This window comes from Cellvibrio sp. PSBB006 (assembly GCF_002162135.1).
In the GTDB taxonomy this organism is placed as follows: Bacteria; Pseudomonadota; Gammaproteobacteria; order Pseudomonadales; family Cellvibrionaceae; genus Cellvibrio.
The window spans coordinates 3,354,105-3,378,653 of record NZ_CP021382.1 but is presented as its reverse complement, the minus strand read 5'-3'; the positions used below and the strand labels follow the sequence as shown (position 1 = coordinate 3,378,653).

Sequence of the window (24,549 nt, the reverse complement as noted above, 5' to 3'; positions counted from 1 at the left end):
CTTAAGCCTTTTTATCGGCGTTCTCTATCTGGCGGGTAATCAACCATTGTTGCAAGATACCCAGTGTGTTGTTGGTAACCCAGTAAAGTACCAGACCGGCCGGGAACCACAGGAACATAAACGTAAACACGACCGGCATCAACTGCATAACCCGCGCTTGCATCGGGTCCGGTGGTGTCGGGTTCAATTTCATCTGGATAAACATGGTGAGGCCCATAATCAGCGGCAACACAAAGAATGGATCTTTAACGGACAGATCCTGAATCCAGAAGAAGAAAGGTGAATGACGTAACTCGACGCTCTCCATCAAGGTCCAGTACAAGGCCAGGAACACCGGCATTTGCACCAGGATCGGCAGGCACCCGCCGAGCGGGTTCACTTTTTCTTCCTTATAAAGCTTCATCATTTCCTGCGACATCTTCTGGCGATCATCGCCACACCGCTCTTTCAGGTCCTGCATCTTTGGCGCCAGCTTGCGCATCTTGGCCATGGATCGATAACTGGTAGCACTCAATTTGAAGAAAGCGGCTTTCACCAGGATCGTTAAACCGATAATCGCCAGACCCCAGTTACCCACGAAGCTGTGGATAAATTTCAATAACCAGAACAGAGGTTTGGCAATCCACCATAGCCAGCCGTAATCCACGGTCAGGTCAAGGTAGGGAGATATCTCTTCAAGCCGTTCGGTATCTTTCGGGCCGGCGTAGAACTGGGCCTGCAAACTGCCCTCGCTACCCGGCGCAACCTCTACCCGTTGACTGGTAAAACCCAGCAGATACAAATCCTGTCCGGCAACCTTGCGCAGGTGGTAGGTGTTTTGTTGTTGTGCGGCGGGAATCCAGGCGCTGATAAAGTAGTGTTGCACCATCGCGACCCAACCACCGTCGCGCGTGGTTTTAAAGTCTTTCTCGCTCAGGTCATCAAAACTCAATTTCTTGTAGTTTTCATCCAGCGTGGTGATGGCTGCACCGAGGAAAGGGTTCATCTCCAACGCGCTGACTTTATGGAAGTTCTGACCGTCGCGCTTGATCTGACCATAGAGGTTGGCGCTCCAGGCTGTGTCGCTCTGGTTGTTGATCAGGTATTCCACCTTGACCAGGTATTCTTCGCGGGTGAAAGTGAAGCGCTTGGTGATGGACACCTCACCTTGTTGATAAACCAGGTCTACGATCAGGCTGTCCTGGTCATCTGCCATGCGGTATTCGCGTTGAGTCGCGCTGAAGGTCGGCCGTCCTGCCGCACTGTCGGTGCCGTTAGCGCCAATCAAACCGCTCTGTGCAACATAAGTGTGGTTATTGCGATTATCCAGCAGTACGAAGGGAACATCGGGCGTATTCAACTCAGCGTAATGGCGCGGCAGGGCAACAGAGGTGATATCGCCGCCGAGGGTGCTGATCTCCAGCTGCAGACTGTCGGTGAATACCTTGATGGTCTGATTGGTGGGGGTTGGTGCCTGATTGGGTTCGGCCGGTACATCCTCATTAGCCGGCAGGCTCGGGATATCACTGGCACTTTGATCCGGGGTCTCGAAACCTGAACCTTCAGTAGTGGAGCTTGCTACGGGTACTTGTGAGTCGGGGAGGTTTTCCTGAAAGTCATTCCAGCGAATCACCAGCATAAAAAGAACGGCGATCATCGCCGCGATTAACAGGTTCTTTTGCCAATCCATCTTATCGAGTGCCATCTGTTGGTTGAGTATGAGTGGTTTTCTCCGGGACCAGATCAATTCCGCCCGCATGCCAGGGGTGGCATTTTATAAGGCGACGGAACGTTAAATAACCCCCTTTTATAAAACCGTGTTTTTCAATTGCTTCCTCAGCGTAATGCGAACAGCTCGGGTAAAAGCGGCATTGATTGCCGATCCACGGACTCAGCAGGTAGCGATAGCCATGTATACATTTAATGGCCAGCCGACGCATGCGTGTTACCTCTGTTCATTGCGGGCAGGTTGCGGCGTCTGATTGAGTTTGCGTACTACCCGCTGCCACTGTTGCTGGAGTTGTTTCGCAACGACCGGATTCGCCAGGTCATCCATCCCTTTGCGGGCCAGTACAATAACATCTATACCCGCCAAAGATTGCTGTTGTTGACGAAAACTTTCGCGAATCAAACGTTTTATGCGATTGCGAGCCACGGCAAGACGAATGTGTTTCTTGGCTATCACCAAACCTAAACGGGGATGATCCAATTGATTGGCGCGCGCGAGGATAAGGAAGTGCTGGTGGGATATACGAGCAGTGGCGCCATCGAAGACGCTTTGAAAATCACTAGAGGAAAGAAGGCGGAGCGACTTCCCGAACGCCTGCTTCACTCTAGCGACTCATTTTCTTGCGGAAGCAGCAATTAGATAGTTAATTGCTTGCGACCTTTAGCGCGACGACGAGCCAATACCAAACGACCGTTCTTGGTAGCCATGCGGGCACGGAAACCGTGATTGCGGACGCGCTTCAGATTGCTGGGCTGGAATGTTCTTTTCATGAAACTGAACCTGTTGTTTAAGAGCTGCTGTTGATGCAACCGTAGCGGAGATCACACGGCGTGTGAAAAGACGCGGGATTCTAAAGAAAGCCCAAAGGTAAATCAATGTATTTTGTCGAAATGCTGCAGGCTTGAGTGCATTTTGTTGTTATTTTTCGATATACCGGTTTTTCACCAATTTATTACGAGGATATCCACAGATTTATTAACAGATAAGATTAAAAAATGAACAATTTTTTGTGCCAGCTCTGTGTATAAATTTTCTGGTGAGTGGTTGTTAACTTATTGAATTTAAATGAGTAAAAAATTTCTTATGACATTATTTTTTTGTGTCAACTGTGGATAACAAAGAGGTGGGAGAGTACACTAGCCGGCTCATTTTGAAATAATAACTTTCAGCCTGGAGTAGGGGTTTTGCCGCAGTCACTTTGGAAATTATGCGCATCGAGTTTACAGGGTGAATTGCCCCAACAGCAGTTCAACACCTGGATTAAACCGTTGCAGATCGATGAGTCGGCCGGCCCCAACGAATTACGTTTATTAGCACCTAATCGATTTATTTGCGATTGGGTGTCCGAAAAATTTCTGACTCGCATTCGTGAGTTGGTCGGCAGTTACCAGCAGGGAAGCAGTTTGACAGTGGTGATCGGGATTCTTCCCAGACCCCAGGCAGCGTTCCAATACAATCGCGTGCCGGTATCGCCTGCTGTTGAATCAGTTCCCGTATCCTCGTTTGCGACCCAGCAACCTCAACACAATGGCAACTTATCATCGGAATCCCGCGCTCCTGCTTTGTCTTCTATTGATGGCGTGGTCTCAGGGGTTACCTCGATGGCTACGCCGATAAAAGACGCCGCAGCGGTGGAGACCGGTTTTGAGTCTGGTTCGCGTAACACGCAGGAGGCGGAAGTTGAGGGAGCGCTTAAGCATAGTAACTATCTGAATGTGTCCTCAACCTTCGCTACCTTTGTTGAAGGTAAGTCCAACCAGCTGGGCCTGGCGGCGGCACGTCAGGTGGCTGAAAATCCCGGCGGTGCATACAATCCGTTATTTATTTACGGCGGGGTAGGCTTGGGTAAGACCCACTTGATGCAGGCAGTTGGTAATGCCATGGTGGCCCGTAATCCGAATGCCAAGGTGGTGTATCTGCACTCCGAGCGTTTTGTGGCAGATATGGTTAAGGCGTTGCAGCTGAACGCGATCAACGACTTCAAACGCTACTACCGTTCCATGGATGCTTTGTTGATTGACGATATTCAGTTCTTCGCTGGCAAAGAGCGGTCCCAGGAAGAATTTTTTCATACCTTTAATTCCCTTCTTGAAGGCGGTCGGCAGATCATTCTCACCTGTGATCGTTATCCCAAGGAAATTAATGGCCTTGAGGAGCGCTTGAAGTCCCGTTTTGGTTGGGGGCTAACGGTGGCCATTGAACCGCCGGAGCTGGAAACTCGCGTCGCTATATTAATGAAGAAGGCTGAACAGGTCGGTATAGATCTACCCCACGAAGCCGCCTTCTTTATTGCCCAGCGTATTCGCGCCAATGTGCGCGATCTGGAAGGTGCGTTAAAGCGGGTGATTGCCAGTGCTAATTTTACGGGTCGCGCCATTGATGTGGACCTGGTGCGCGAAGCTTTGAAAGACCTCTTGGCCCTACAGGATAAACAGGTGGGGATAGATAATATCCAACGCGTTGTAGGCGAGTATTACAAGATCAAGATCAACGACTTGCTTTCCAAGCGTCGCAGTCGCTCAGTTGCACGTCCGCGGCAGGTGGCCATGGCGCTGGCAAAAGAATTAACCAATCACAGCCTGCCGGAGATCGGTGAGGCTTTTGGTGGACGAGATCATACAACGGTTTTGCACGCTTGCCGCAAGATCAAGGAGCTGCAGGAAGAGAGTGCGGACATTCGTGAAGACATGAAAAATTTGCTGCGTTCCCTCACAACTTGATCCAGACACACTGATTCGGTTTATGATGCGCAAGCCGTGCAGGGTTATCGCACACCAGAATTCCTATACCTTCTGTTGAAGCACTTTTATCAGGACATTTAAAGAGACCAACACATGAAATTTGTCGTTTCCCGCGAGGCTCTGCTTAAACCCTTACAATTGGTTGCCGGTGTGGTAGAGCGCCGTCAAACCCTGCCAGTACTGTCTAATGTGCTGCTGGTCCTGAATGGTGATCAACTGTCGTTGACCGGTACAGATCTGGAAGTGGAGATTGTCGGGCGCGTACAACTGGAGCAGGCAGGGGAGAGTGGTGAGATAACTGTTCCTGCACGTAAGCTGGTAGATATCTGCAGATCCCTTCCTGATGGCTCCAATATCGAGTTTTTTCAGGAAGAGCAGCGCATTATTGTCAAGAGCGGACGCAGCCGTTTTACCTTGTCTACGCTCGCCGCGAGTGATTTCCCCAATGTTGAAGACAGCCCGGGCAATTTGCAATTCAGCTGTGCCCAACAGGAGATTAAACGCCTGATTGAACGCACGGCTTTTGCCATGGCACAACAGGATGTCCGTTACTACCTGAACGGGATGCTATGGGAAGTTCGTCAGGATCAGCTACGTGTAGTTGCCACCGATGGACACCGCATGGCGATGTGTACCAGGGCAGTTGCCGTCAATACCGCTGAAATTATCCAGGCGATCCTGCCGCGTAAAGGGGTATTGGAGTTATCCAGATTACTGGATGACTCTACTGCTCAAGTAGAAATTACTCTCAGTGCCAATCATATTCGCGTCACTTCAGCTGAGTACACCTTTACCTCCAAGTTGGTGGATGGCAAGTTCCCTGAATATGAACGAGTGCTGCCCCGTGGTGGTAACAAGGTGGTGATTGGCTCGCGTCTTGAACTTAAACAGGCGTTTGGTCGCACCGCTATTCTATCGAATGAAAAATACCGGGGCGTGCGCTTGTTGTTAAGCGATGGTGTGCTGACGATTGTGGCTAATAACCCGGAACAGGAAGAAGCAGAAGAGCAGGTTACTGTAGATTATTCTGGCGATTCTTTGGAGGTGGGTTTTAACGTGAGTTATTTGCAGGATGTAGCGAATGTCATCAACCACGAGAACATCAAGATTACCCTTTCTGATGCTAACAGCAGTGCCTTGATTGAAGAGCCTGAGAACAGTGATTCGCTTTATGTTGTTATGCCGATGCGTCTGTAAGACGCGTCGGTGTAGCGGCCTCATCTCAATCCCTGATTTCCATTAAGAGACCTTCTTATGACCTTGAAGCGTCTCTTTATCCAGCATCTCCGCAATCTCGATTCCATCGACATTTCCCCATCAGAGCAGGTTAACCTTATTTTTGGGGAGAATGGCTCCGGCAAGACTAGCATTCTTGAAGCCATCAATGTCTTGGGTGTCGGCCGTTCCTTCCGTAGTCATAAACACAAACCGCTTATTAATCACCAACAGGATTCCTTTACTGTATTCGGTAAGGTGAGTGCTGAGGGCACAGAGATACCGGTCGGAATCAATCGTCAAGCCAATGGAACAGCCACTTTTAAAGCCAACGGAGCTTTGGTGCCTTCAGCCGCAGCGCTGGCATCCTATCTACCGATTCAGGTGATCAACTCGGATACGTTTCAGCTTTTAGAGGGAAGCCCTAAGGTGAGGCGCCAGTTTATGGATTGGTTGGTGTTTCACGTGGAACCGGGTTTTTTCCAGGTCTGGAAAGATGCGCAGCGGTGCCTCAAACACCGCAATAGCCTGCTCCGGCGTGATAGAATGGACCGCTTTGAACTCGCGACCTGGGATAAAGAACTGGCTCAGTATAGCGAGCAGATTCACGCTTACCGACAGGTTTGCATGACCAAATTTTTCGAAACCTTTTATTCATTGATTCAGGAATTCATTGCCATAGAAGGGATTGAGCTCACCTATTATTGCGGGTGGGACCAGAATAAAGACTACGCCAGCATTCTCGCAGACAGTGCGGAAAAAGATCGGCGGCAGGGTTTCACCCAGATAGGTAGTCATAGGGCAGATCTGCGCATAGCAGTAAAGGGGTTTCCGGCAGCTGAAGTATTGTCCAGAGGTCAACAAAAGCTCCTGGTATGTGCCCTTAAGATTGCTCAAGGCTATGTGTTTTCTCGACTTACAGAACGTCGTTGCATCTACTTGATAGATGATTTGCCAGCGGAGTTGGACGAGCAGCACCGTTACTTGCTCGTAAGATGGCTGGACAGTATGGGTACGCAAACATTCGTAACCGGTGTAGAGCAACAGATTTTGATAGATGCCTGGCGGCAACTGCCGGGAACGGAGATAAAACTGTTTCACGTGGAACAGGGTAAAATTCAAGCGGTTATCAATTCACGATAAACGCGACAGATAAAGTAGCAAGCGGAGAATAAATCTATGTCAGATGAGAAGACTTACGACTCGTCCAGTATTAAAGTCCTTAAAGGACTGGATGCGGTGCGTAAGCGCCCAGGGATGTACATTGGTGATACTGATGATGGTTCAGGCCTGCACCACATGGTCTTTGAAGTTGTCGATAACTCCATCGACGAGGCGCTCGCCGGTTACTGTACTGATATCAAAGTAATTATCCACCCGGACGAAACTGTCTCTGTCGCTGACAATGGTCGGGGTATTCCGACAGATATGCACGAAGAAGGTGTATCAGCGGCTGAAGTTATCATGACAGTTCTGCACGCTGGCGGTAAATTCGATGACAACACCTATAAAGTGTCCGGCGGTTTGCACGGGGTAGGGGTATCCGTGGTTAATGCGCTGTCAGAAGAACTTAAACTGACGATTCGCCGCAAAGGCAAGATCCACGAGCAAGTCTACCGCCATGGGGTTCCACAGGCACCCTTGACCATTGTGGGCGATACCACAACGACCGGTACAGAGATTCACTTCAAACCTTCTCCGGAAACCTTTACGAACATTGAGTTCCACTACGATTTATTGGCCAAGCGCCTGCGTGAGCTATCTTTCCTTAACTCCGGTGTCTGCATCCACCTGAAAGATGAACGCAGTGGAAAGGAAGACACCTTTCAGTATGAAGGTGGGTTAAAAGCGTTTGTTGAATACCTGAATCAAAACAAAAGCTCCATGAATAAGGTTATTCACATCCTTGCGGCGCAACGGGAAGACGGCATCGGTGTGGAGATTGCGTTGCAGTGGAATGACTCCTTCCAGGAAAATCTCTTCTGCTACACCAATAACATTCCCCAGCGGGATGGTGGTACTCACCTGGCGGGCTTCCGCGCAGCATTAACCCGCAGCTTGAATACTTACATCGAGAAAGAAGGCTTGGGCAAGACCGCCAAGGTTGCCACCACCGGTGACGATGCCCGTGAGGGTTTGACGGCTATCATCTCGGTAAAAGTACCGGACCCCAAGTTTTCCTCACAGACCAAGGACAAACTGGTTTCATCCGAGGTGAAAACAGCCGTAGAGCAGGAGATGAACCAGATCTTCAGCGATTACCTGCTGGAGAATCCCTCTGAAGCCCGCGCTATTGTTAACAAGATGATCGAAGCGGCTCGCGCCCGTGAAGCGGCGCGCAAGGCGCGTGATATGACTCGCCGTAAAGGGGCATTGGACATTGCCGGGCTGCCCGGCAAGCTGGCGGATTGCCAGGAAAAAGATCCGGCATTATCAGAAGTTTACCTGGTGGAGGGTGATTCGGCGGGCGGTTCAGCCAAACAGGGTCGCGCCCGTAAGACCCAGGCAATATTGCCGCTCAAGGGGAAGATCCTCAACGTTGAGAAAGCTCGCTTCGACAAGATGCTCTCCAGTGCTGAAGTCGGCACCCTGATTACCGCCTTGGGCTGCGGCATTGGTAAAGACGATTACAACCCCGAAAAATTGCGTTACCACAGCATCATCATCATGACGGACGCCGATGTGGACGGTTCCCACATCCGTACCTTGTTGTTGACCTTCTTCTTCCGCCAGATGCGTGAATTGATTGAACGGGGCCACATCTACATCGCTCAGCCGCCCTTGTACAAAATCAGCAAAGGCAAACAAGAGCAGTACTTAAAAGATGAAGCGGCGATGACGGAGTTCCTGACCCAGGCTGCCCTGGAAGGCGCCAGCCTGCATGTCAATGCAGATGCGCCGGGTATCAGCGGAGAAGCACTGGAAAAGCTGGTGGGCCAGTACCGTAAGGTCATGGCTACGATCGAACGTTTGTCCCGTCTTTATCCATCAGAAGTGCTGGAGAAGATGATTTACTTGCCATCACTGCGCGCTGAACATTTGGCAGATCAAGGTCATATGCAGCAATGGTGTGACCAGATGCTGGCCCGATTTAGCCTGGATACCCGTGCTGGCAGCCAGAAGTACATCATCAGTGTGCGTGAAGACAGTGAGCGCCATTTATTCCTGCCACAAGTCGAGATCATCGCGCATGGCATTTCACACCACTATCCCTTTAACCACGACTTCTTCCAGTCCGGCGAGTATGCTTCGATCGTATCCTTGGGTGAAAACCTTGAAAGCCTGATGGAAGAAGGTGCCTATATGCAGCGTGGTGAACGTAAGCAAACGGTAAGTAATTTTGCCGAGGCGCTCGATTGGTTGATGAAGGAATCCCGCAAGGGTTACAACATCCAGCGCTATAAAGGGCTGGGGGAGATGAACCCGGAACAGCTGTGGGAAACCACCATGAACCCGGAAACCCGACGTATGTTGCGGGTCAGTATCCAGGATGCTATCGCTGCTGATCAGATTTTCACCACGTTAATGGGTGATCATGTGGAACCGCGCAGGGAGTTTATCGAGACCAATGCGTTAGCGGTTGCTAACCTTGACATCTAATGTTGCTGCCGCCATGGTCTATACTGGTTGTATGGCTGCATCGCAGTCAGTTCAATCAGTAACCGTGTAGCAAGAGGCAATATCAATGAGTGAAGAAAAACTCAAGGTAGTAACGCTTAGCCAGATCGCTGAGGCGTTGGAAGAACGCCAGACGCCCGATCGGCGCAAGAAGAGTGAGGAGCTTCCGGAAGGAGTCGTCAATGAGCGCCGCAAAGGTGATAGACGTAACCTTAAAAGTGAAAGCAAGTAACCGGTAACGTTTTCGCAAAAAAGCCAATCTGTACAGATTGGCTTTTCTTTTTGGTCATCACAGAAATCTACGCATCAAGTTTGCATTAGCGGATGAGAATCGATATATATCGCTTTGATACATTTTTTTACTAAAAGACGACGTATTATTCCAACAGCATCATCGGCTTGTCGACCGGGCTCAACCTTGTGAGAGGGTTATGGACACACCTGAACAGTCTAATAAACAACGATCATCCGCTGAGCCCATGGTGTCCATCCAGGTATTGAATGCCTGTCGTATTCTGGTGATCAACGGCAAAGGAGGTGCGGGAAAGACAACGGTCAGTACCAACCTCGCTGCCTGGCTTGCTCACCGTGGCGAGCGAACGGTATTGGTCGATGCTGATCCGCAGGCTTCTTCCCACTACTGGGTAACGCATCGCGATCCTGTGTTGCCTTCTATATATAGCGTCAAGATCGAAACCAATTCGCGCACAACGCGCAGCTTCCAATGGCGTGCCCCCAAGCCGACTCGCTGGCTGATTACCGACGCTCCGCCGGGCCTGACAGGCCCTGCGCTGGACGATCTGGTGCAGGACCACGATTTGATCGTGGTTCCCGTACAGCCTTCTGATATCGATATTCGTGCGAGCGCGCGCTTCATCGGTGAGTTGCTGCTGACGCAAAATATGCGCCGCAAACGCCGGCCGATTGCTGTGGTTGCCAATCGTGTGAAGCAACAAACCAACGCGTGGGAGCGCCTGCAAAAATTCCTGCTGAGTTTGAACATTCCGTTTCCCGCCACGCTGCGCGATACCCAGAATTATGTGCGGGCTTACAGTGAAGGGCGTGGCATCGTGGATTATCCGTTTCAAAGCCACGCGCGCGATCGCCAGGATTGGGAGATTTTAATTCGCTGGCTGGATGCGCAGAATTCGACCCATGAATGGCTGAAAGACGAATCACCGAGTAATACCATTACCAACGCATCCTGATACCGGACACCGTATCCTCAATGATAAAAAAATCTGTCCGATTCCTATTGCTTATTTTGTTGGCAATAGCCTGTCTTTCCATACTCTGTTATCTGCTGTTGCTCGCTATAAATTGGCGTGACCAAGTGCCCAATGCTGCTGCTTTGGAAATGGTGAGAATCAATTCACTTCCAGCTATCGGTGACGACCAAGATAATGGATTTCATATTTTTTATGGATTTGATGCACCCTTAGAAAAAGATGCGCAACAAGTGGGTAAAGACAGAGCAAAAGAAAATCACAGAAATGATTATGGCGCTGGGACTATATGGGAGTCTCAAGACTTTAAATCTACGTGGTCAGAGGCTTCATTGAAGCTATTTCGTGACTGCGAGGAAATGAATGACCACTGTTACGAATCAATAATCAAGGCAAACAAGACGGACAACATCCTGTTTGAAAACGAAGAAGTGGTTGTTCAACGTTATCAAGAGCTTCTAGATAAACCTTTCTTTCATGAAACAACCGCATCAGCTATTCGATTTCCTTCTTATGCGCCTTTGCTCGACGCACAACGTTTGTGGTTATTTCGCGCATTTGCGCTGGCGGAAGCCAGAGAGAGTAAAGGCTTGGCTGATTTATTGGATCAGGATTTCGTCTTCTGGCGCAAAGTAATGGCAGACTCCAAGCTTCTTATCACACGAATGGTGGCTGTGAACGCTATCAAGCGAAACTTGGCGGCAGGCTGGATAATCTATGTAAATCATCAATCCGAAATGATTCTTCCAAGTGCATGGCAAGTTCCTTTTACCCATGCAGAACTATCGTCAAGAAAAGTTCTCGCAGGTGAGTGGCAATATGTTGCAGGTTTAATTAACGAAGGCTACGAAAATATTTCCTCCAACGAAACCAGATTCGAAAAAATAATGAAAACTATCGTTGCACCATTATTTCAGCCTCAGGATTCGATGAACCGCCACGCCACTTATTTGTTAGCTTTGGCAAAAGAATCAGAAAGAGAGCTGAATGAAATTCAGCTCAACGTGAGTAGCGCACAAAAACTTGCTGATAAAGCTTTCGATCCAAATAACCTTGGGTGGATTAACTATATCTATAATGGTATGGGAAAAATATTGTTGAATTTGGGATTCTCGCAATATACCGAATACATAAAAAAAGCACATGATCTTGAGGGAATTCGTCGGCTCCATATTTTAGCAATTCAGTTGCGTGCTTCTCGCTCGTTGAACAAAATGCAGAAGCGAATCTCTACAAGCATGTTGAGAAACCCATACGACGAAAAACCATTTCTCTGGGATCAAATGAACAGAAAGCTAATCTTTGATGCTCGGGGGGATAAGGAAAAATATTACGAAATTCCGTTGTAGTTCTTAAAGCTTTCACGCAAACAAAGATCTATCAATCCCCATTTTCTTCATACGCGACGCCAGGGTAGTTGGCTTTATACCCAATAGACTCGCAGCACCATCATCGCCATACAGTTTTCCTTTTGTTTGTCGCAAGGCGTCGATCGTGGTTTGGTAACGCAAATGCCGATAATCCTGCTCCGTAATAGCTTCGGATATCGTTGGCGAAATATCTTGTGCTGGCTCATATGTTAAAGCGAGATCATCGAGCACCAGCTTATCGCCGCGACTTAAAATCACTTGCCGTTCAATCAGGTTTTCCAACTCACGAATATTGCCGGGCCAATCGTACTGCTGCAGACGCTGTATTTGTGCGATGGATACTTTTAATTCCGGTTTGTGAAAACGCTGACAGGTTTTTTGCAGAAAGTGAGCTGTTAGCAAGGGAATATCTTCCAGTCGCTCGCGCAAGGGCACAGAGCGAATCGGGAAAACATTTAAACGGAAATATAAATCCTCGCGAAACCTTCCTTCCTTGGCGAGTTGCCTGAGATTACGATTTGTGGCAGCGATTACGCGCACATCTACCCGGCGTGTTACCGATTCACCAACCCGCTCAAACTCGCCATCCTGTAACACCCGTAACAATTTTCCCTGCAATCCCGGCGGTAACTCGCCCACTTCATCGAGAAATAGTGTGCCGCCATCGGCCACTTCAAAGCGACCCAGGCGATCTGTCACCGCACCGGAAAAAGCGCCACGCACGTGACCAAAAAATTCACTCTCAAATAAATCCTGCGGAATTGCCGCGCAATTTACGCGGATTAAGGGTCGGCTATTACGATCACTCGCGCTATGAATGGCACGAGCAATTAATTCTTTACCGGTCCCGGATTCGCCGGTAATCAAAACTGTTGCAACCGTGGGTGCGACCAATTGAATTTGATACGCAATTTGTTGCACCGCCGGACTGCGGCCAACGATATGATGCGGGTTATAGCCTTCACTGATCTCTTCTTGCAGATAAGCATTTTCCAATTCCAGTTTATGCTTCAACTGCTCAACTTCTTCCAGTGCCTTACGCAATTTACTTTCGGCCAGTTTGCGATCCGAGACATCGCGAAAGATGACCACCGCACCCACCAGGTGACCATTGTCCATAATAGGTGTACTGGTATATTCCACCGGAATCGGCCGGCCATCACGATGCCAAAAAACTTCGTCATCCACGCGCCGTATCGCACCGTCTTTAAAGGCGGCAAAGATCGGGCAATCGTGCACGCAATAATCTGAACCGTCGGTATGACTGTGATGAATTGCCACATGAATATTACGACTGATTAATTCTTCCGCCTTCCAACCCAGGATACGCTCCGCCGCAGGGTTCACAAACGTCGCGCGACCCTCGGCATCAACGCCGTAAATACCTTCGCCGGCCGCGCTCAATATCAACTGGTTTTCCTTTTCAATATCCTGGAAAACCTGGTGGATGCGTTGCCACTGCAATAAACCAAATTTGTGATGGCGCTGCGCGTTCGCGTGCATGCGCCACTGCTGATAAAAATCCCGGTCGCGCAGGCACAGACAAATCAGTTGCTGGTTGTCGACGCTGGTGATCGAAGCATTGATCTCCAATTCAATTTCGCGACCATCTGCAGTGGTGATGGTGATGTCATCAATCAAACTGCTGCCTTTGTGCAACACCGCTTGGGTAAACACATGCAAACTGGGAAGTGAATTTTTAAAGCAACTGCTGACACGCTGATTAATTAACTCATCGCGATCCCATCCCAACAAATCACAGGTTAATTGATTGATAAACACAAACCGGTCTTGCCAGGGGTTGATTAACGCCATGGCTTCAGGTGCTTGATCGAGCATGATTTCGTTCATAGTCATACATTTGTTGTGAAGATGGTCAGGGCGCATTGGGTAGAGGTTTCCGAGACCGTCGGAGGCATGGATGCCGACGCCGAGCCCCCACGGAAGGGTTCACGGCGTGTATCGGAAACCTCTACCCAATGCGCCCACAGTCCCACTTTAAGAAGAGAGGTGGCAGCACTCCGTTGCCGCTTGCGAGACACGCCGTGAATACATCCCTGTAGGCTCGACATCGGCATCCATGCCGATGACGGTCTCGCAAGCGGCAACGGAGTGCTTTTCCCGCCGACCTTCACTTCGAAGAACAACAACGAAAAATCGTGCCAAGTGCAACGAAGTTTCGTTAATCACGAAAAATCGTGGTGATCAGATATCAAAAGGGAAATAAAAACAGAATAGAAATCAGGGAGTTGAGCGAAAAGACAGGATTGGCACAAAGCTCGCAATAGCCCTCTCAGCCGTAAAACAGCAACAACAACTTCTTAATACATTCCGTGCAATGGCTGCCGCAACTTGGTGCCTTGCGCATTAAAAGGGGGCGTTATGAGTAACAAGAGTTTGGGGAATCCTTACGATAGCAATGTCTCGTTAATCCATACCAAAGGCTGCAGCTGCTCCACTTGCCAGGCTGCCACCGATCAGAAAAGTTATTCGCAGGCGCTCGAACAAAACAAAGAACATACTCAACCGGTTGCTGCCGAGACAACGGATTTACACTCCGTCGAAGATTACATGGATCGCGCTGTGGAAAACGCGATTGTGCGTGCGGTGTTTAATCAGGATGACGGTGGTCGCCGGCGTTTCCTGCAAGCGATTGGCGGCGGAACTTTGGCCGCTGCGCTCTCCAGTGTGATTCCGCTCGGCGCCATCAAAGCCGCTGCAAAAGAAGCGGGCGGTCCGTTGGAAAAGAAAAACCTTAAAGTCGGTTTTGTACCCATTACCTGCGCAACGCCCATCATCATGGCGCATCCCATGGGCTTTTATGCCAAGCATGGTTTGGATGTGGAAGTGATCAAGACGGCGGGTTGGGCGGTGGCCCGGGATAAATCCCTGGCGGGCGAATACGATGCGTCGCACATGCTCACGCCCATGCCGATTGCCATGAGTATGGGTGTGGGTTCAACCGCGAAGCCTTTCATCATGCCCGCCGTGGAAAATATTAATGGCCAGGCCATTGTGTTGCATGTGGATCACAAAGATAAACGGGACCCCAAACAATGGAAGGGCTTCAAGTTTGGTGTGCCGTTTGAATTTTCCATGCACAACTTTTTATTGCGTTATTACGTTGCCGAGCATGGCCTTGATCCTGATAAAGATATCCAGATTCGTGTTGTACCGCCGCCAGAGATGGTCGCCAATTTACGTGCGGGGAATCTCGATGGTTATCTCTCGCCCGATCCGTTTAATCAACGCGCCGTGTGGGAAAAAGTAGGTTTTATCCACACGTTGACCAAAGATATCTGGGAAGGTCATCCCTGTTGCGCCTTCGCGTGTAGCAAGGAATTTGCATTGACCAATCCCAATACCTACGGCGCCTTGTTGAAGTCTATTGTCGAGGCGACGCACTACTCCGCCAAGCACGAAAATCGCAAGGAAATCTCAGCCGCAATTGCTCCTGCGAATTATCTTAACCAACCGGTACCGGTGATAGAGCAAGTCTTGCTAGGTCGCTATGCCGACGGCTTGGGTGAAGTGAAAAATGTACCCGACCGTATCGACTTCGATCCCTTCCCCTGGCATTCCATGGCGGTGTGGATTCTCACCCAGATGAAGCGTTGGGGTTATGTAAAAGGTGATCTGGATTATCAAAAAATTGCCCAGGAAGTTTACCTGGCTACCGATTGCGAAAAAGTCATGAAAGAGCTGGGTTATACCGTGCCGACATCGACCAACAAAAATTATTTCATCATGGGCAAAGAATTTGATTACACCAAACCCGACGCCTACGTTGACAGTTTTGCCATCCGGAGAAGTTGAGCATGAGCAGTATCAACTTACGCGCGCTCATCGTATCGCTCACCTTTCTTGTGGTGGTGCTGGGCATCTGGGAAATCAGTGCGCAAGCACCGGCGGCAACAGAAGCCTTATCGGAATATGAATTACTGATGGGTGGCGCCGACCAGGAAGCGCGTGTGCCACCACCCTCAGCGATTCTGGTGCGCGCGTGGGAAGAATTGAGCAATCCATTTTACGATGCCGGGCCCAATGATAAAGGCATCGGCATTCAATTGGGCTACTCCATCTACCGTGTATTGAGTGGATTTTTTCTCGCTGTGTTAGTGGCGATTCCGATCGGCTTTTTAATCGGGATGTCGCCGCTGATGTATTGCGCGTTGAATCCCTACATCCAAGTATTGCGCCCGATTTCGCCGCTGGCGTGGATGCCGCTTGCGCTGTTTATCATCAAGGATTCTGAAACCTCCGCGATCTTCGTCATCTTTATCTGTTCCATCTGGCCGATGCTACTCAACACGGCGTTTGGTGTGGCTAATGTACGCGAGGATTGGATTAATGTAGCACGCACCCATGAGCTTTCGCCCTTGCGTACCGCGTTTACCGTCATCCTTCCCGCTGCAGCGCCGACCATATTGACCGGTATGCGAATTTCCATCGGTATTGCCTGGTTGGTGATTGTCGCCGCCGAGATGCTTGTGGGCGGCACCGGCATTGGTTACTACGTGTGGAATGAGTGGAACAACCTGGATTTAACCAGTGTGATTTTCTCGATCCTGATGATCGGCATCGTCGGCATGATCCTGGATCTGTTGTTAACCGGCGCCACAAAATTGGTGCAGTACGACGAGTAATTTATGAATAAACATTTTCTGCAAGTTCAAAACCTTGCCAAACGTTTCAGCGGAAAAACCGCTAACGATTCGCTTACTGTTTTTGAGAACGCCAACTTCTTTATCGAGAAAGGTGAATTTGTTTGCATCATCGGTCACTCCGGCTGTGGTAAATCCACCATCATGAATTCGCTGTCCGGGCTGGATAAACCCAGCGAGGGTGTCGTGATCATGGACGGAAAGGAGATCAGCGGACCGAGCCTGGAACGCGGCATTGTGTTTCAAAATTATTCACTCTTGCCTTGGCTGAGTGCACTGGACAATGTGATCTTTGGTGTGCGTGCACGCTGGCCTCAATGGTCGAAAGAAAAAATCAAACAACACAGCCGCGACTATCTGGAGATGGTGGGTTTAAAAGGTGTTGAAAATCGCAAACCGTCGCAACTCTCCGGTGGTATGCGGCAACGGGTTTCTATCGCGCGCGCCTTTGCAACGCAACCGAAGTTACTGTTACTCGATGAACCTTTTGGTGCACTGGATGCGCTGACGCGCGGTGTGATTCAGGATGAACTCACGAACATTTGCAACAAGACCCAGCAAACCGTTTTCATGATTACGCATGATATTGACGAAGCCATGTTGCTCGCGGATCGTATCCTCTTGATGAGCAATGGACCGGGTGCGGTCATTGCTGAATCAGTCGTGGTGGATTTACCGCGCCCGCGCAAACGTGCGGATATTATTCACCATCCTGGCTATTACCAGATTCGCAATTACCTGGTGGATTTTTTGGTCAACCGTTCAAAAACCATCAAGGCTGAACCCGGCGTACAACACTTTCCCATCAACATTAACCCCACAACCGTTAATCCAACAGAGGATGCGCAGCAAACGTACAAGGTTTCTGCGCACGCCGTTAATGCCTAGGAGCACCACACCATGAAAAAACAAGACGTTGTAGAAGCTATTGTTCTCGCCAAACAAAAGATGAACCTGACCTGGGAAGGCATCGCGGAAAGTATCGGCATGTCGCCCGTGTGGACGACCTCGGTGTGCCTGGGTATGAACAGCGCACCGGCCGAAAAAGCCGAAGCCTTGTGCAAGGTATTTGATCTGCCGGAAAGTGCCAAAGCCGCGCTGATGGAATGTCCTACCAAAACCTGGGGCGACGCCATTCCGCAAGATCCACTGATCTATCGCCTCTATGAAATGATCGGCGTTTACGGCCCGACAATCAAAGAAATCATCCACGAAAAATTTGGTGACGGCATCATGAGTGCAATTGATTTTTCCATGGAGATTGGCAAGGAAGAAAATCCCAAAGGGGATCGCGTCATTATCAACTTAAACGGGAAATTCTTGCCCTATAAAGCGTGGTAATATCCGAATCCTGCGCAGAGTCTTTGGTTGGTCTGTACCATCTGAAGGCATCCGCGCGGGGTCACAGAATGCTTCTCCCGCCAAAATGAAACGCGATTTACCCATTCTTGTTTCAAATCAACTCCTACGATCACTTTCAGACTTATTTTATAAGTTGAGAGAATCAACCAGGAGTACATAGAAATGGGTAAACGCATCTTGCTATTACAAGGTCACCCCGACGGAGCTGGCCATCACCTGTGTCATGCGCTGGAGCGGGCCTACCAGAAAGGCGCTGCCGATGCGGGCCATGACATACGACAGATAAATATAGCGGCGTTGGATTTTCCCTTATTGCGCAGTCAACAGGATTGGGAGCACGGCAAACTACCCGCGGTGTTGCAACCCGCACAACAGGACATTCACTGGGCCGAGCATCTGGTAATGTTTTTTCCGTTGTGGCTGGGCGATATGCCCGCGCTCGTGAAAGGATTTCTGGAGCAAGTGGCGCGCCCCGGTTTTGCTTTCAACTACGATGATAAAAACCCCTTTGGCAAAAAAGGCCTCACTGGCAGATCTGCACGCGTAGTGGTTACCATGGGTATGCCCGCTGTCGTTTATCGCTGGTTCTATCGCGCCCACAGCGTCAAGTCGCTTGAGCGTAACATTCTCGGCTTTGTCGGATTCAGCCCCATCAATGAAACCTTGGTTGGCCTGGCAGGTAATATGAAAAAACCTGATGCACAAAAATGGCTGATTAAGCTGGAAAAACTTGGCGCAAGCGGCGAGTAAGACTTGCGCCCACGGTTTTACAACATCCTGAAGTCCTGGTTCAGAAATTCCTTCCGTAGTAGGTTAAGATTGCCGGTAATCCAATAATTGTCAGGGGTTTCTCCACCTGGCAAACGCTTTACCTATTCGGCATGGTGACGGGTCTGCAATTCTTCCAACCGTTAGGACAATAATGATGAATCAACTTACTACCGCAGCGGCGCTTTGCGCAGTGCTTGCTTCTTCACTGACATTTGCACAGAACCCTCTGAACTTCGGCAGCAATATAAAAACCGCTGATCCCTCAGGCCACGTATGGGCCGACGGTAAAATGTACCTTTACACCTCTCACGACGAAGAATGCCAGCAAGATTTCCACATGAAAGACTGGCACACCTTCTCGTCATCAGACCTGGTGACCTGGACCGACCACGGCCCCAGTCTGTCGGTGGATGACCTCACCTGGGCCGACGACTTCGCCTGGGCGCCGGATGCGGCTTACAAAAACGGGAAATACTATCTGGTCTTCCCCGCCGGCACCGGCTTTAAAGATCGCGTCAATCCGGAAAAAAGCACCAAGTGGATGGGTATCGGTATTGCCGTCAGCGATTCCCCCACCGGCCCCTTTAAAGATGCCATTGGCAAACCCTTATGGAAAAAGCCCTACGCCAATGACCCCAGTCTGTTTATCGATGATGACGGCAAGGCCTATTTGTATTTTCACGGCATGCAGCACGATTACTATGTGGCTGAAATGGCAGACGATTTACTCAGCGTGAAAGGTGATTTCATCAAGATGGATATGGGCGGCTACGAGCCCAAGATGGAAGGCCCCTGGGTGTTCAAACGCGAAGGCATCTATTACTTCACCATGCCGGAAAATAATCGCGTACTCACCTACTACACGGCCAAGTCACCGACAGGCCCGTGGAAATATCAAGGCGTGTTTATGGATGAAGAAGCCAATGCAAATAATCACCACTCCATCGTTGAATACAAAGGCCATTGGATTCTGTTCTACCACCGCTGGCTGCAGACACCGGGTTTAGCCTGCGACAAGAAACAACGTCACGTCGCTGCCGAATACATCCATTTCAATGAAGACGGCACCATCCAGAAAATAGAAAGAACCACAGAGGGTGTGCGTGATTTCCCGCAAAGAATCAAACAATCTGAACAGCTGAAACGATAGCTAAAACCTTGGTGCCATTGATGGGCTGCTGTGAATTTGGTGGCGTTCTTGCTACTGTAAGCTGCTTTCTGTGAGCCGCTCCTGCAACTTATGGAACCTGTCTCCCTTCCGGTGACAGGTTCTCACCATCAATGGAAAGACTGAAAAGGTATAAGTAACCATGAACGCAACTGAACAGATCAATGCTTTCATCGCGCATATCAAAACGTTCAACAAGAGTTTTACCGAAAGTCGCAGTAGCTTGAAAAAATTGCTGGTGTATTTACGAATTCCGGCAAACAGTGAAAAACGCTTTATGAGCGTGCAAGAAATAAAAATGAAATGTGCAAACCCCAAAGATAAACGGCTCGATAAATACGAGCCTGCACTTAATGAACTGAAAAAAGTCTGGGGCACATCGCTCAATTACGGAAGACCGGTCAGCGTAGCACTTCCTCCACCTCCGCTGGTCACCCCAAGTAACGCCATGACCCTGGTGAACGAAGTCAGAGCGGAACTGGAAAAGTGTAAGCTCTATGCCTGCAACGATGTAGGAACTTTCTCTTCTTGTGTTAATAAAAGTTTGCCTAAATCCGAACAGGATCGTATTAGAAAAGCCAAACCCGAATTTGTTGGTGCACCGATTCTCTCACCGGACAGAAGTTGGAAAGCGCGAAGCCTGAAGGTTGCCTTCGATTCTGTTAATAGCAAACAAGCGGCGGAATGCACCAACTTCGCTTACTACGCCGCGCATATTCTCGGCACCGGCAAAACAACCCCGCAACCGCGAATTGAAATCGTGTCCTGGGAAGGCGAGGGAACATTAAAACATCTATTCGTTCTTGTCGGCCGAAAAGGCACTACGGCTGTTGACGGTCGCATACCCTCCGCATCGACCTGGAACAATGATGTCGTTATTGTAGATTGCTGGGCACTATCCCTGGGTTGGGACTGCGTCTTTACGAAAGATAACTACTGCTTCAAGGGCATGATGTCCCCCCTCAAAGTGCAGATGGACAGCACCATCGCCAGCCTTGCCGGACCGATGAATGTGCAAGGTGGACTGAAAAAAACGGGTTTTGATCTGACCAAGTAGCCGGCTTCATTTTTCTGATCGTCGAACAACCCAAACGACTTTCAAATTGCCTTTTCACCTCGTAACCGGTTAGGATGTCCTTTGTCCTGAAACAAAGGACATTCCGGGCGTAATTTGCTAAAACGAGAATCAGAGATGAAAGGTCAGGACATAGTGCTGCTGCTCAAACTCCTGAGCATCGAAAAATCCGCATCCGCGGCAAGCGAAACCCAATACAGTGTGCGTCAGTTGGAGGTTGCTACCGGCATTAGCAAATCGGAGTTGAGCGCGGCGCTTAATCGCTGTATTCGAGTGGGGCTGGCTGCGCGTGACCATCAAACGGGTATACCCAAAGTGAATCGTAAAGCCCTGCTAGGCTTTTTGCTTCACGGTATTAAATACGTGTTTCCAGCAAAACCCGCCGAGTTGGTCCGTGGTATGCCCACTGCTTTTGCTGCTCCGGTTATGGCCGGCAGATTGATGTCTGCAGGTGAAATTATTAATGTCTGGCCAGATGCAACAGGGCAACATAAAGGCCAAGCTATCTCACCACTCTTTAAATCTGCACCTATGGCGGCAAAAGCCGACGCCAAGCTCTATGAATTACTTGCTTTGGTCGATGCAATTCGCATTGGCAATGCTCGGGAACTGAAGCTCGCTACTCAGTTGCTTGAAGAGGAATTCGCCCGATGAGCATCTACAACACACATCGCGAAATGATACTGATGGTTGCCGATGCGTTAGGCAGTGAACTTTTACCGCAAGTAGCTTTTGTGGGCGGCTGTACTACTGGACTACTGATTACCGATGAGATGAGTAAAGAGTCGGTACGGTATACCGACGATGTTGATCTTATTATTCACGTATTCGGATATACCGGTTGGCATTCATTCAGCGAACAACTCATTGCGCGTGGTTTTCGTATATCAAAGGATGACGAAGTAAACTGCCGTTTTCGCTTGGGTGATTTGCAGGTTGATTTTATGCCGGATGATGTCAGCGCTTTAGGCTTTACCAACCGTTGGTACAAAGCAGCACTGCAAACCGCTCAGCCTTTTTCCATGAGCGAAAAGGTCACTATTAGATTGGTGAAACCAGTTTATTTTTTAGCAACTAAATTTGAGGCCTTTAAAGGTCGTGGAAAAAATGATGTGCTTGGCAGTCGTGATATTGAAGATATTCTCAGTGTGATTGATGGTCGCGCTGAATTACTCGAAGAAATACGCAGTGCAGCAGCGGACGTGAAAAGCTATTTAACCATGGAATTTAAAATGTTGCTTGGTTCGCCAGATATAGCATACGCCGTCCAGTCTAGTGGAGCGGGAGATGCTGGACGTATACACCTGATATTCGAACGAATCAACGATATTGTTACGCTTCCAACATAAAAAAACCGGACTGTTTTGTGCTGTTTTACCAAGTGAACATCTGGGAAACAACGACTGATAAATCCTTTATGCCGAACATAGAACCATCCATTAATAAAAAATCTTTTATGCTAACCTCTGTGTGTTTTGTGCAAGCTGTACTGATAGCCACTGTGATGGGTTGCATCGCCCAAACCCAAATTAACCTGGCGGCGCTGATCAACCTCGGTGCAGAAATTCCACCGGCGTTACGCCTGGATGTCACCATTCAGGATCTGCTGGGTTTCGGTCCCGTATATTTCGCAATGGTGTTTACCGCATTTATCCCCGCCTTGTTATTTGCGCATTTTCTTGCTCGACGTTGGCCGCACCTTAGCTATCTAATTTTCGTTTTCGCCGGTGCTTTATCGTTGTTATTAACCTTCAAATTGGCCGATGCTTTTGCACCTATGCCGACCTTGATCGCTGCGACGCGAGATATTTTCGGCACTTTATTGATGATGGCCGGTGGTGCCTTGGGAGGTTGGTTTTTCGCGCGGGGATATCGACGAGGTGACGTATGTTGAGCTCGCTTCGTGCGGTAGTTGCCAGCCTGATTTTTGTAGCCAGTTTGATGGCGCATAGCCAGCAAAATTATCACGTCGAAACACTCGCCGAAGGTTTGGAACTTCCCTGGTCCCTGGCTTTTTTACCGGATGGCCGGCTGCTAATCACCGAGCGACCGGGGCGTTTGCGATTACTGGATCGGGAAGGCAAACTGCATTTCGTGAGTGGCATGCCTGAGGTTTTTGCACAAGGTCAATCCGGTTTGTTTGACGTATTGCTCGCCCCGGATTTTGCCAGCAGTGGGCAGGTTTATCTCAGCTACACCTGCGGTACGCACAACGCGAATACCCTGTGTTTGGCGCGCGCGGTGTTGGGTAACAAAAATTTGAACAATACTCAGCAGATCTTTGCTGCAAAACCTATGCGCGAGGGCGCCGCCCACTACGGTGGCCGCATGGTTTTCCTGCCGGATAATACGTTGGTTTTGACCCTGGGTGATGGTTTTGATTATCGCGAGGAAGCACAGAATCCACGCAATCATCTGGGTAAAATATTGCGGTTAGATGTAGATGGCAATGCGCCAGCTGATAATCCCTTCATTGATAAAGCCGATACCGCACCGGAAATATTTAGCCTCGGTCATCGCAATGTGCAGGGTCTGGTATATGACCCCCAACAAAATCGCATCCTCGCGAATGAACACGGCCCCAAAGGTGGCGATGAAATCAACTGGATTCGCGCCGGGCATAACTATGGCTGGCCGTTGGTGAGTCACGGTATCGACTACACTGGCGCGCGCGTGACGCCGTTTACACAACTCGCCGGCTTTGAAGCACCCTTGCTTCACTGGACACCGTCAATCGCGCCCGCGGATATGACCTTGTATCAGGGAGAATTATTTCCAGCCTGGCAAGGCGATTTGCTGGTCGCCGCGCTCGCGGCCAAAGCCGTTTACCGTGTTCGCTTAACGGATAGCGGCGCTGAGCAAATTGATATTGTATTTGCCGACTTGAACGAACGTATCCGCGCCGTGCGCACCGGTCCGGATGGGGCGATTTATTTACTAACGGATAGTAGGGAAGGGCGGTTGCTTAAGGTGACGCCCCGGCCCTAATTGTTTTAATCTCGAAGAGAAAAATTCGAGCCTAACACCTTGTTCCGCATAAGAAATCAACTCATTTAATAACCCCCGTTCGTTTAACCTCGCTTCTGCAATCTTTCCAGGACGCTGTACGTGAAACGCCCCCGCTCCGGACATCTCCTCAACAAACTCAATAAAATCACTTGCCAACTGTGTATATCTGTATATACTGTGCATATCGTATATATACAGATGGGGTTTGCGTGACCGAAGCATTATTTCTTTCGCAGAATGATAGTCGGCCCATGTATCTGCAGATCATGGAGCAAATAAAGCAAAAGGTTCGTGCGGGCGATTGGCCGGCAGGGCATCCCTTGCCTTCAATTCGGGAGCTGAGTGTTGTCACCAAGGTGAGTGTGATTACGGTTAAGCGTGCATATACCGAGCTGGAACAGGAAGGTGTGATAGTGACCCAGGCCGGGCGCGGATCGTTTGTGGCAGACAGCGCCGACTTAACCACCGAATTAACGAAAGCCGAACTGGAGAAGACCTTGGACAGTTTTATTAGCGGTATGAGGCGGTTGGGTCTGAGCGATACGGAAATCATGGCGCAGCTAAAAAAAGCGTTAGGCAGAGTTCGCTAGCACAACAACGATTAATGGATTTATTGGGATAG

The 24,549-nt window shown here is 49.5% G+C and carries 24 protein-coding genes; 19 read left to right on the top strand and 5 right to left on the bottom strand.

The window, feature by feature from the left end; genetic code table 11:
- Position 1: 1 nt before the first annotated feature.
- The 4 genes from yidC to rpmH are packed head-to-tail and all read right to left on the bottom strand — an operon-like array spanning position 2 to position 2,478.
- A complete protein-coding gene (gene yidC, locus CBR65_RS13890) occupies positions 2–1,669 on the bottom strand; it encodes a membrane protein insertase YidC (protein ID WP_087469073.1) in 1,668 nt (555 codons plus the stop codon).
- 1 nt (position 1,670) lies between these two features.
- Positions 1,671–1,919 (bottom strand): membrane protein insertion efficiency factor YidD, encoded by a 249-nt coding sequence (gene yidD, locus CBR65_RS13885; RefSeq protein WP_087467413.1) that lies wholly within the window; start codon positions 1,917–1,919, stop codon positions 1,671–1,673.
- Positions 1,920–1,924: 5 nt separating this feature from the next.
- Complete coding sequence (gene rnpA / locus CBR65_RS13880; protein ID WP_087467412.1) at positions 1,925–2,311, bottom strand: ribonuclease P protein component; 387 nt, start codon at positions 2,309–2,311, stop codon at positions 1,925–1,927.
- Positions 2,312–2,343: 32 nt separating this feature from the next.
- The gene (gene rpmH, locus CBR65_RS13875) at positions 2,344–2,478 is read right to left on the bottom strand and encodes a 50S ribosomal protein L34 (RefSeq protein ID WP_087467411.1); all 135 of its coding nucleotides are present in this window, start codon (positions 2,476–2,478) and stop codon (positions 2,344–2,346) included.
- Positions 2,479–2,892: 414 nt separating this feature from the next.
- Here rpmH and dnaA point away from each other — a divergent pair, with 414 nt between their 5' ends.
- From dnaA to CBR65_RS13845, 7 genes are all read left to right on the top strand, one after another.
- The gene (gene dnaA, locus CBR65_RS13870; protein ID WP_087467410.1) at positions 2,893–4,428 is read left to right on the top strand and encodes a chromosomal replication initiator protein DnaA; all 1,536 of its coding nucleotides are present in this window, start codon (positions 2,893–2,895) and stop codon (positions 4,426–4,428) included.
- 114 nt (positions 4,429–4,542) lie between these two features.
- Positions 4,543–5,646, top strand: a complete 1,104-nt coding sequence (dnaN, locus tag CBR65_RS13865) for a DNA polymerase III subunit beta (RefSeq protein WP_087467409.1) — start codon at positions 4,543–4,545, stop codon at positions 5,644–5,646.
- Between the two features lie 57 nt (positions 5,647–5,703).
- Complete coding sequence (gene recF, locus CBR65_RS13860; RefSeq protein WP_087467408.1) at positions 5,704–6,807, top strand: DNA replication/repair protein RecF; 1,104 nt, start codon at positions 5,704–5,706, stop codon at positions 6,805–6,807.
- Between the two features lie 36 nt (positions 6,808–6,843).
- A complete protein-coding gene (gyrB, locus tag CBR65_RS13855; RefSeq protein ID WP_087467407.1) occupies positions 6,844–9,264 on the top strand; it encodes a DNA topoisomerase (ATP-hydrolyzing) subunit B in 2,421 nt (806 codons plus the stop codon).
- Between the two features lie 85 nt (positions 9,265–9,349).
- The gene (locus CBR65_RS22320; RefSeq protein ID WP_198300743.1) at positions 9,350–9,514 is read left to right on the top strand and encodes a hypothetical protein; all 165 of its coding nucleotides are present in this window, start codon (positions 9,350–9,352) and stop codon (positions 9,512–9,514) included.
- A 199-nt stretch (positions 9,515–9,713) separates the two neighbouring features.
- Positions 9,714–10,490, top strand: coding sequence for a ParA family protein (locus tag CBR65_RS13850; protein WP_087467406.1), 777 nt, complete (start codon positions 9,714–9,716; stop codon positions 10,488–10,490).
- Between the two features lie 125 nt (positions 10,491–10,615).
- Positions 10,616–11,857, top strand: a complete 1,242-nt coding sequence (locus tag CBR65_RS13845) for a hypothetical protein (protein WP_157672075.1) — start codon at positions 10,616–10,618, stop codon at positions 11,855–11,857.
- A gap of 12 nt (positions 11,858–11,869) precedes the next feature.
- Here the strand turns inward: CBR65_RS13845 and CBR65_RS13840 are convergent, their stop codons facing one another.
- Positions 11,870–13,735: a sigma 54-interacting transcriptional regulator gene (locus CBR65_RS13840; protein ID WP_198300742.1), complete on the bottom strand. Its 1,866-nt coding sequence runs from the start codon at positions 13,733–13,735 to the stop codon at positions 11,870–11,872.
- Between the two features lie 525 nt (positions 13,736–14,260).
- Here CBR65_RS13840 and CBR65_RS13835 point away from each other — a divergent pair.
- From CBR65_RS13835 to CBR65_RS13780, 12 genes are all read left to right on the top strand, one after another.
- A complete protein-coding gene (locus CBR65_RS13835; RefSeq protein ID WP_087467404.1) occupies positions 14,261–15,694 on the top strand; it encodes a CmpA/NrtA family ABC transporter substrate-binding protein in 1,434 nt (477 codons plus the stop codon).
- Between the two features lie 2 nt (positions 15,695–15,696).
- Positions 15,697–16,524 carry a nitrate ABC transporter permease gene (gene ntrB / locus CBR65_RS13830; RefSeq protein WP_087467403.1) on the top strand — a complete coding sequence of 276 codons (828 nt, stop codon included), beginning with the start codon at positions 15,697–15,699 and terminating at the stop codon, positions 16,522–16,524.
- Between the two features lie 3 nt (positions 16,525–16,527).
- On the top strand, positions 16,528–17,430 hold the full coding sequence (locus CBR65_RS13825; protein WP_087467402.1) for an ABC transporter ATP-binding protein: 903 nt from the start codon (positions 16,528–16,530) through the stop codon (positions 17,428–17,430).
- A 12-nt stretch (positions 17,431–17,442) separates the two neighbouring features.
- Positions 17,443–17,883 (top strand): cyanase, encoded by a 441-nt coding sequence (gene cynS, locus CBR65_RS13820; protein ID WP_087467401.1) that lies wholly within the window; start codon positions 17,443–17,445, stop codon positions 17,881–17,883.
- Positions 17,884–18,066: 183 nt separating this feature from the next.
- Complete coding sequence (locus CBR65_RS13815) at positions 18,067–18,654, top strand: NAD(P)H-dependent oxidoreductase (protein WP_087467400.1); 588 nt, start codon at positions 18,067–18,069, stop codon at positions 18,652–18,654.
- Between the two features lie 172 nt (positions 18,655–18,826).
- Positions 18,827–19,825, top strand: a complete 999-nt coding sequence (locus CBR65_RS13810; protein ID WP_232461197.1) for a family 43 glycosylhydrolase — start codon at positions 18,827–18,829, stop codon at positions 19,823–19,825.
- 160 nt (positions 19,826–19,985) lie between these two features.
- Positions 19,986–20,900 carry a hypothetical protein gene (locus tag CBR65_RS13805; protein WP_087467398.1) on the top strand — a complete coding sequence of 305 codons (915 nt, stop codon included), beginning with the start codon at positions 19,986–19,988 and terminating at the stop codon, positions 20,898–20,900.
- A 135-nt stretch (positions 20,901–21,035) separates the two neighbouring features.
- The gene (locus tag CBR65_RS13800; RefSeq protein WP_087467397.1) at positions 21,036–21,572 is read left to right on the top strand and encodes a hypothetical protein; all 537 of its coding nucleotides are present in this window, start codon (positions 21,036–21,038) and stop codon (positions 21,570–21,572) included.
- A complete protein-coding gene (locus CBR65_RS13795) occupies positions 21,569–22,267 on the top strand; it encodes a hypothetical protein (protein WP_087467396.1) in 699 nt (232 codons plus the stop codon). The genes CBR65_RS13800 and CBR65_RS13795 overlap by 4 nt, the downstream gene beginning before the upstream one ends.
- Before the next feature lie 17 nt (positions 22,268–22,284).
- Entirely contained in the window at positions 22,285–22,812 is a 528-nt protein-coding gene (locus tag CBR65_RS13790) for a hypothetical protein (protein WP_198300741.1), read from the top strand.
- A complete protein-coding gene (locus CBR65_RS13785) occupies positions 22,806–23,906 on the top strand; it encodes a PQQ-dependent sugar dehydrogenase (protein WP_087467395.1) in 1,101 nt (366 codons plus the stop codon). Before CBR65_RS13790 ends, CBR65_RS13785 begins: the two co-directional genes overlap by 7 nt.
- A 230-nt stretch (positions 23,907–24,136) precedes the next feature.
- On the top strand, positions 24,137–24,517 hold the full coding sequence (locus CBR65_RS13780; protein ID WP_232461196.1) for a GntR family transcriptional regulator: 381 nt from the start codon (positions 24,137–24,139) through the stop codon (positions 24,515–24,517).
- Positions 24,518–24,549 lie beyond the last annotated feature (32 nt).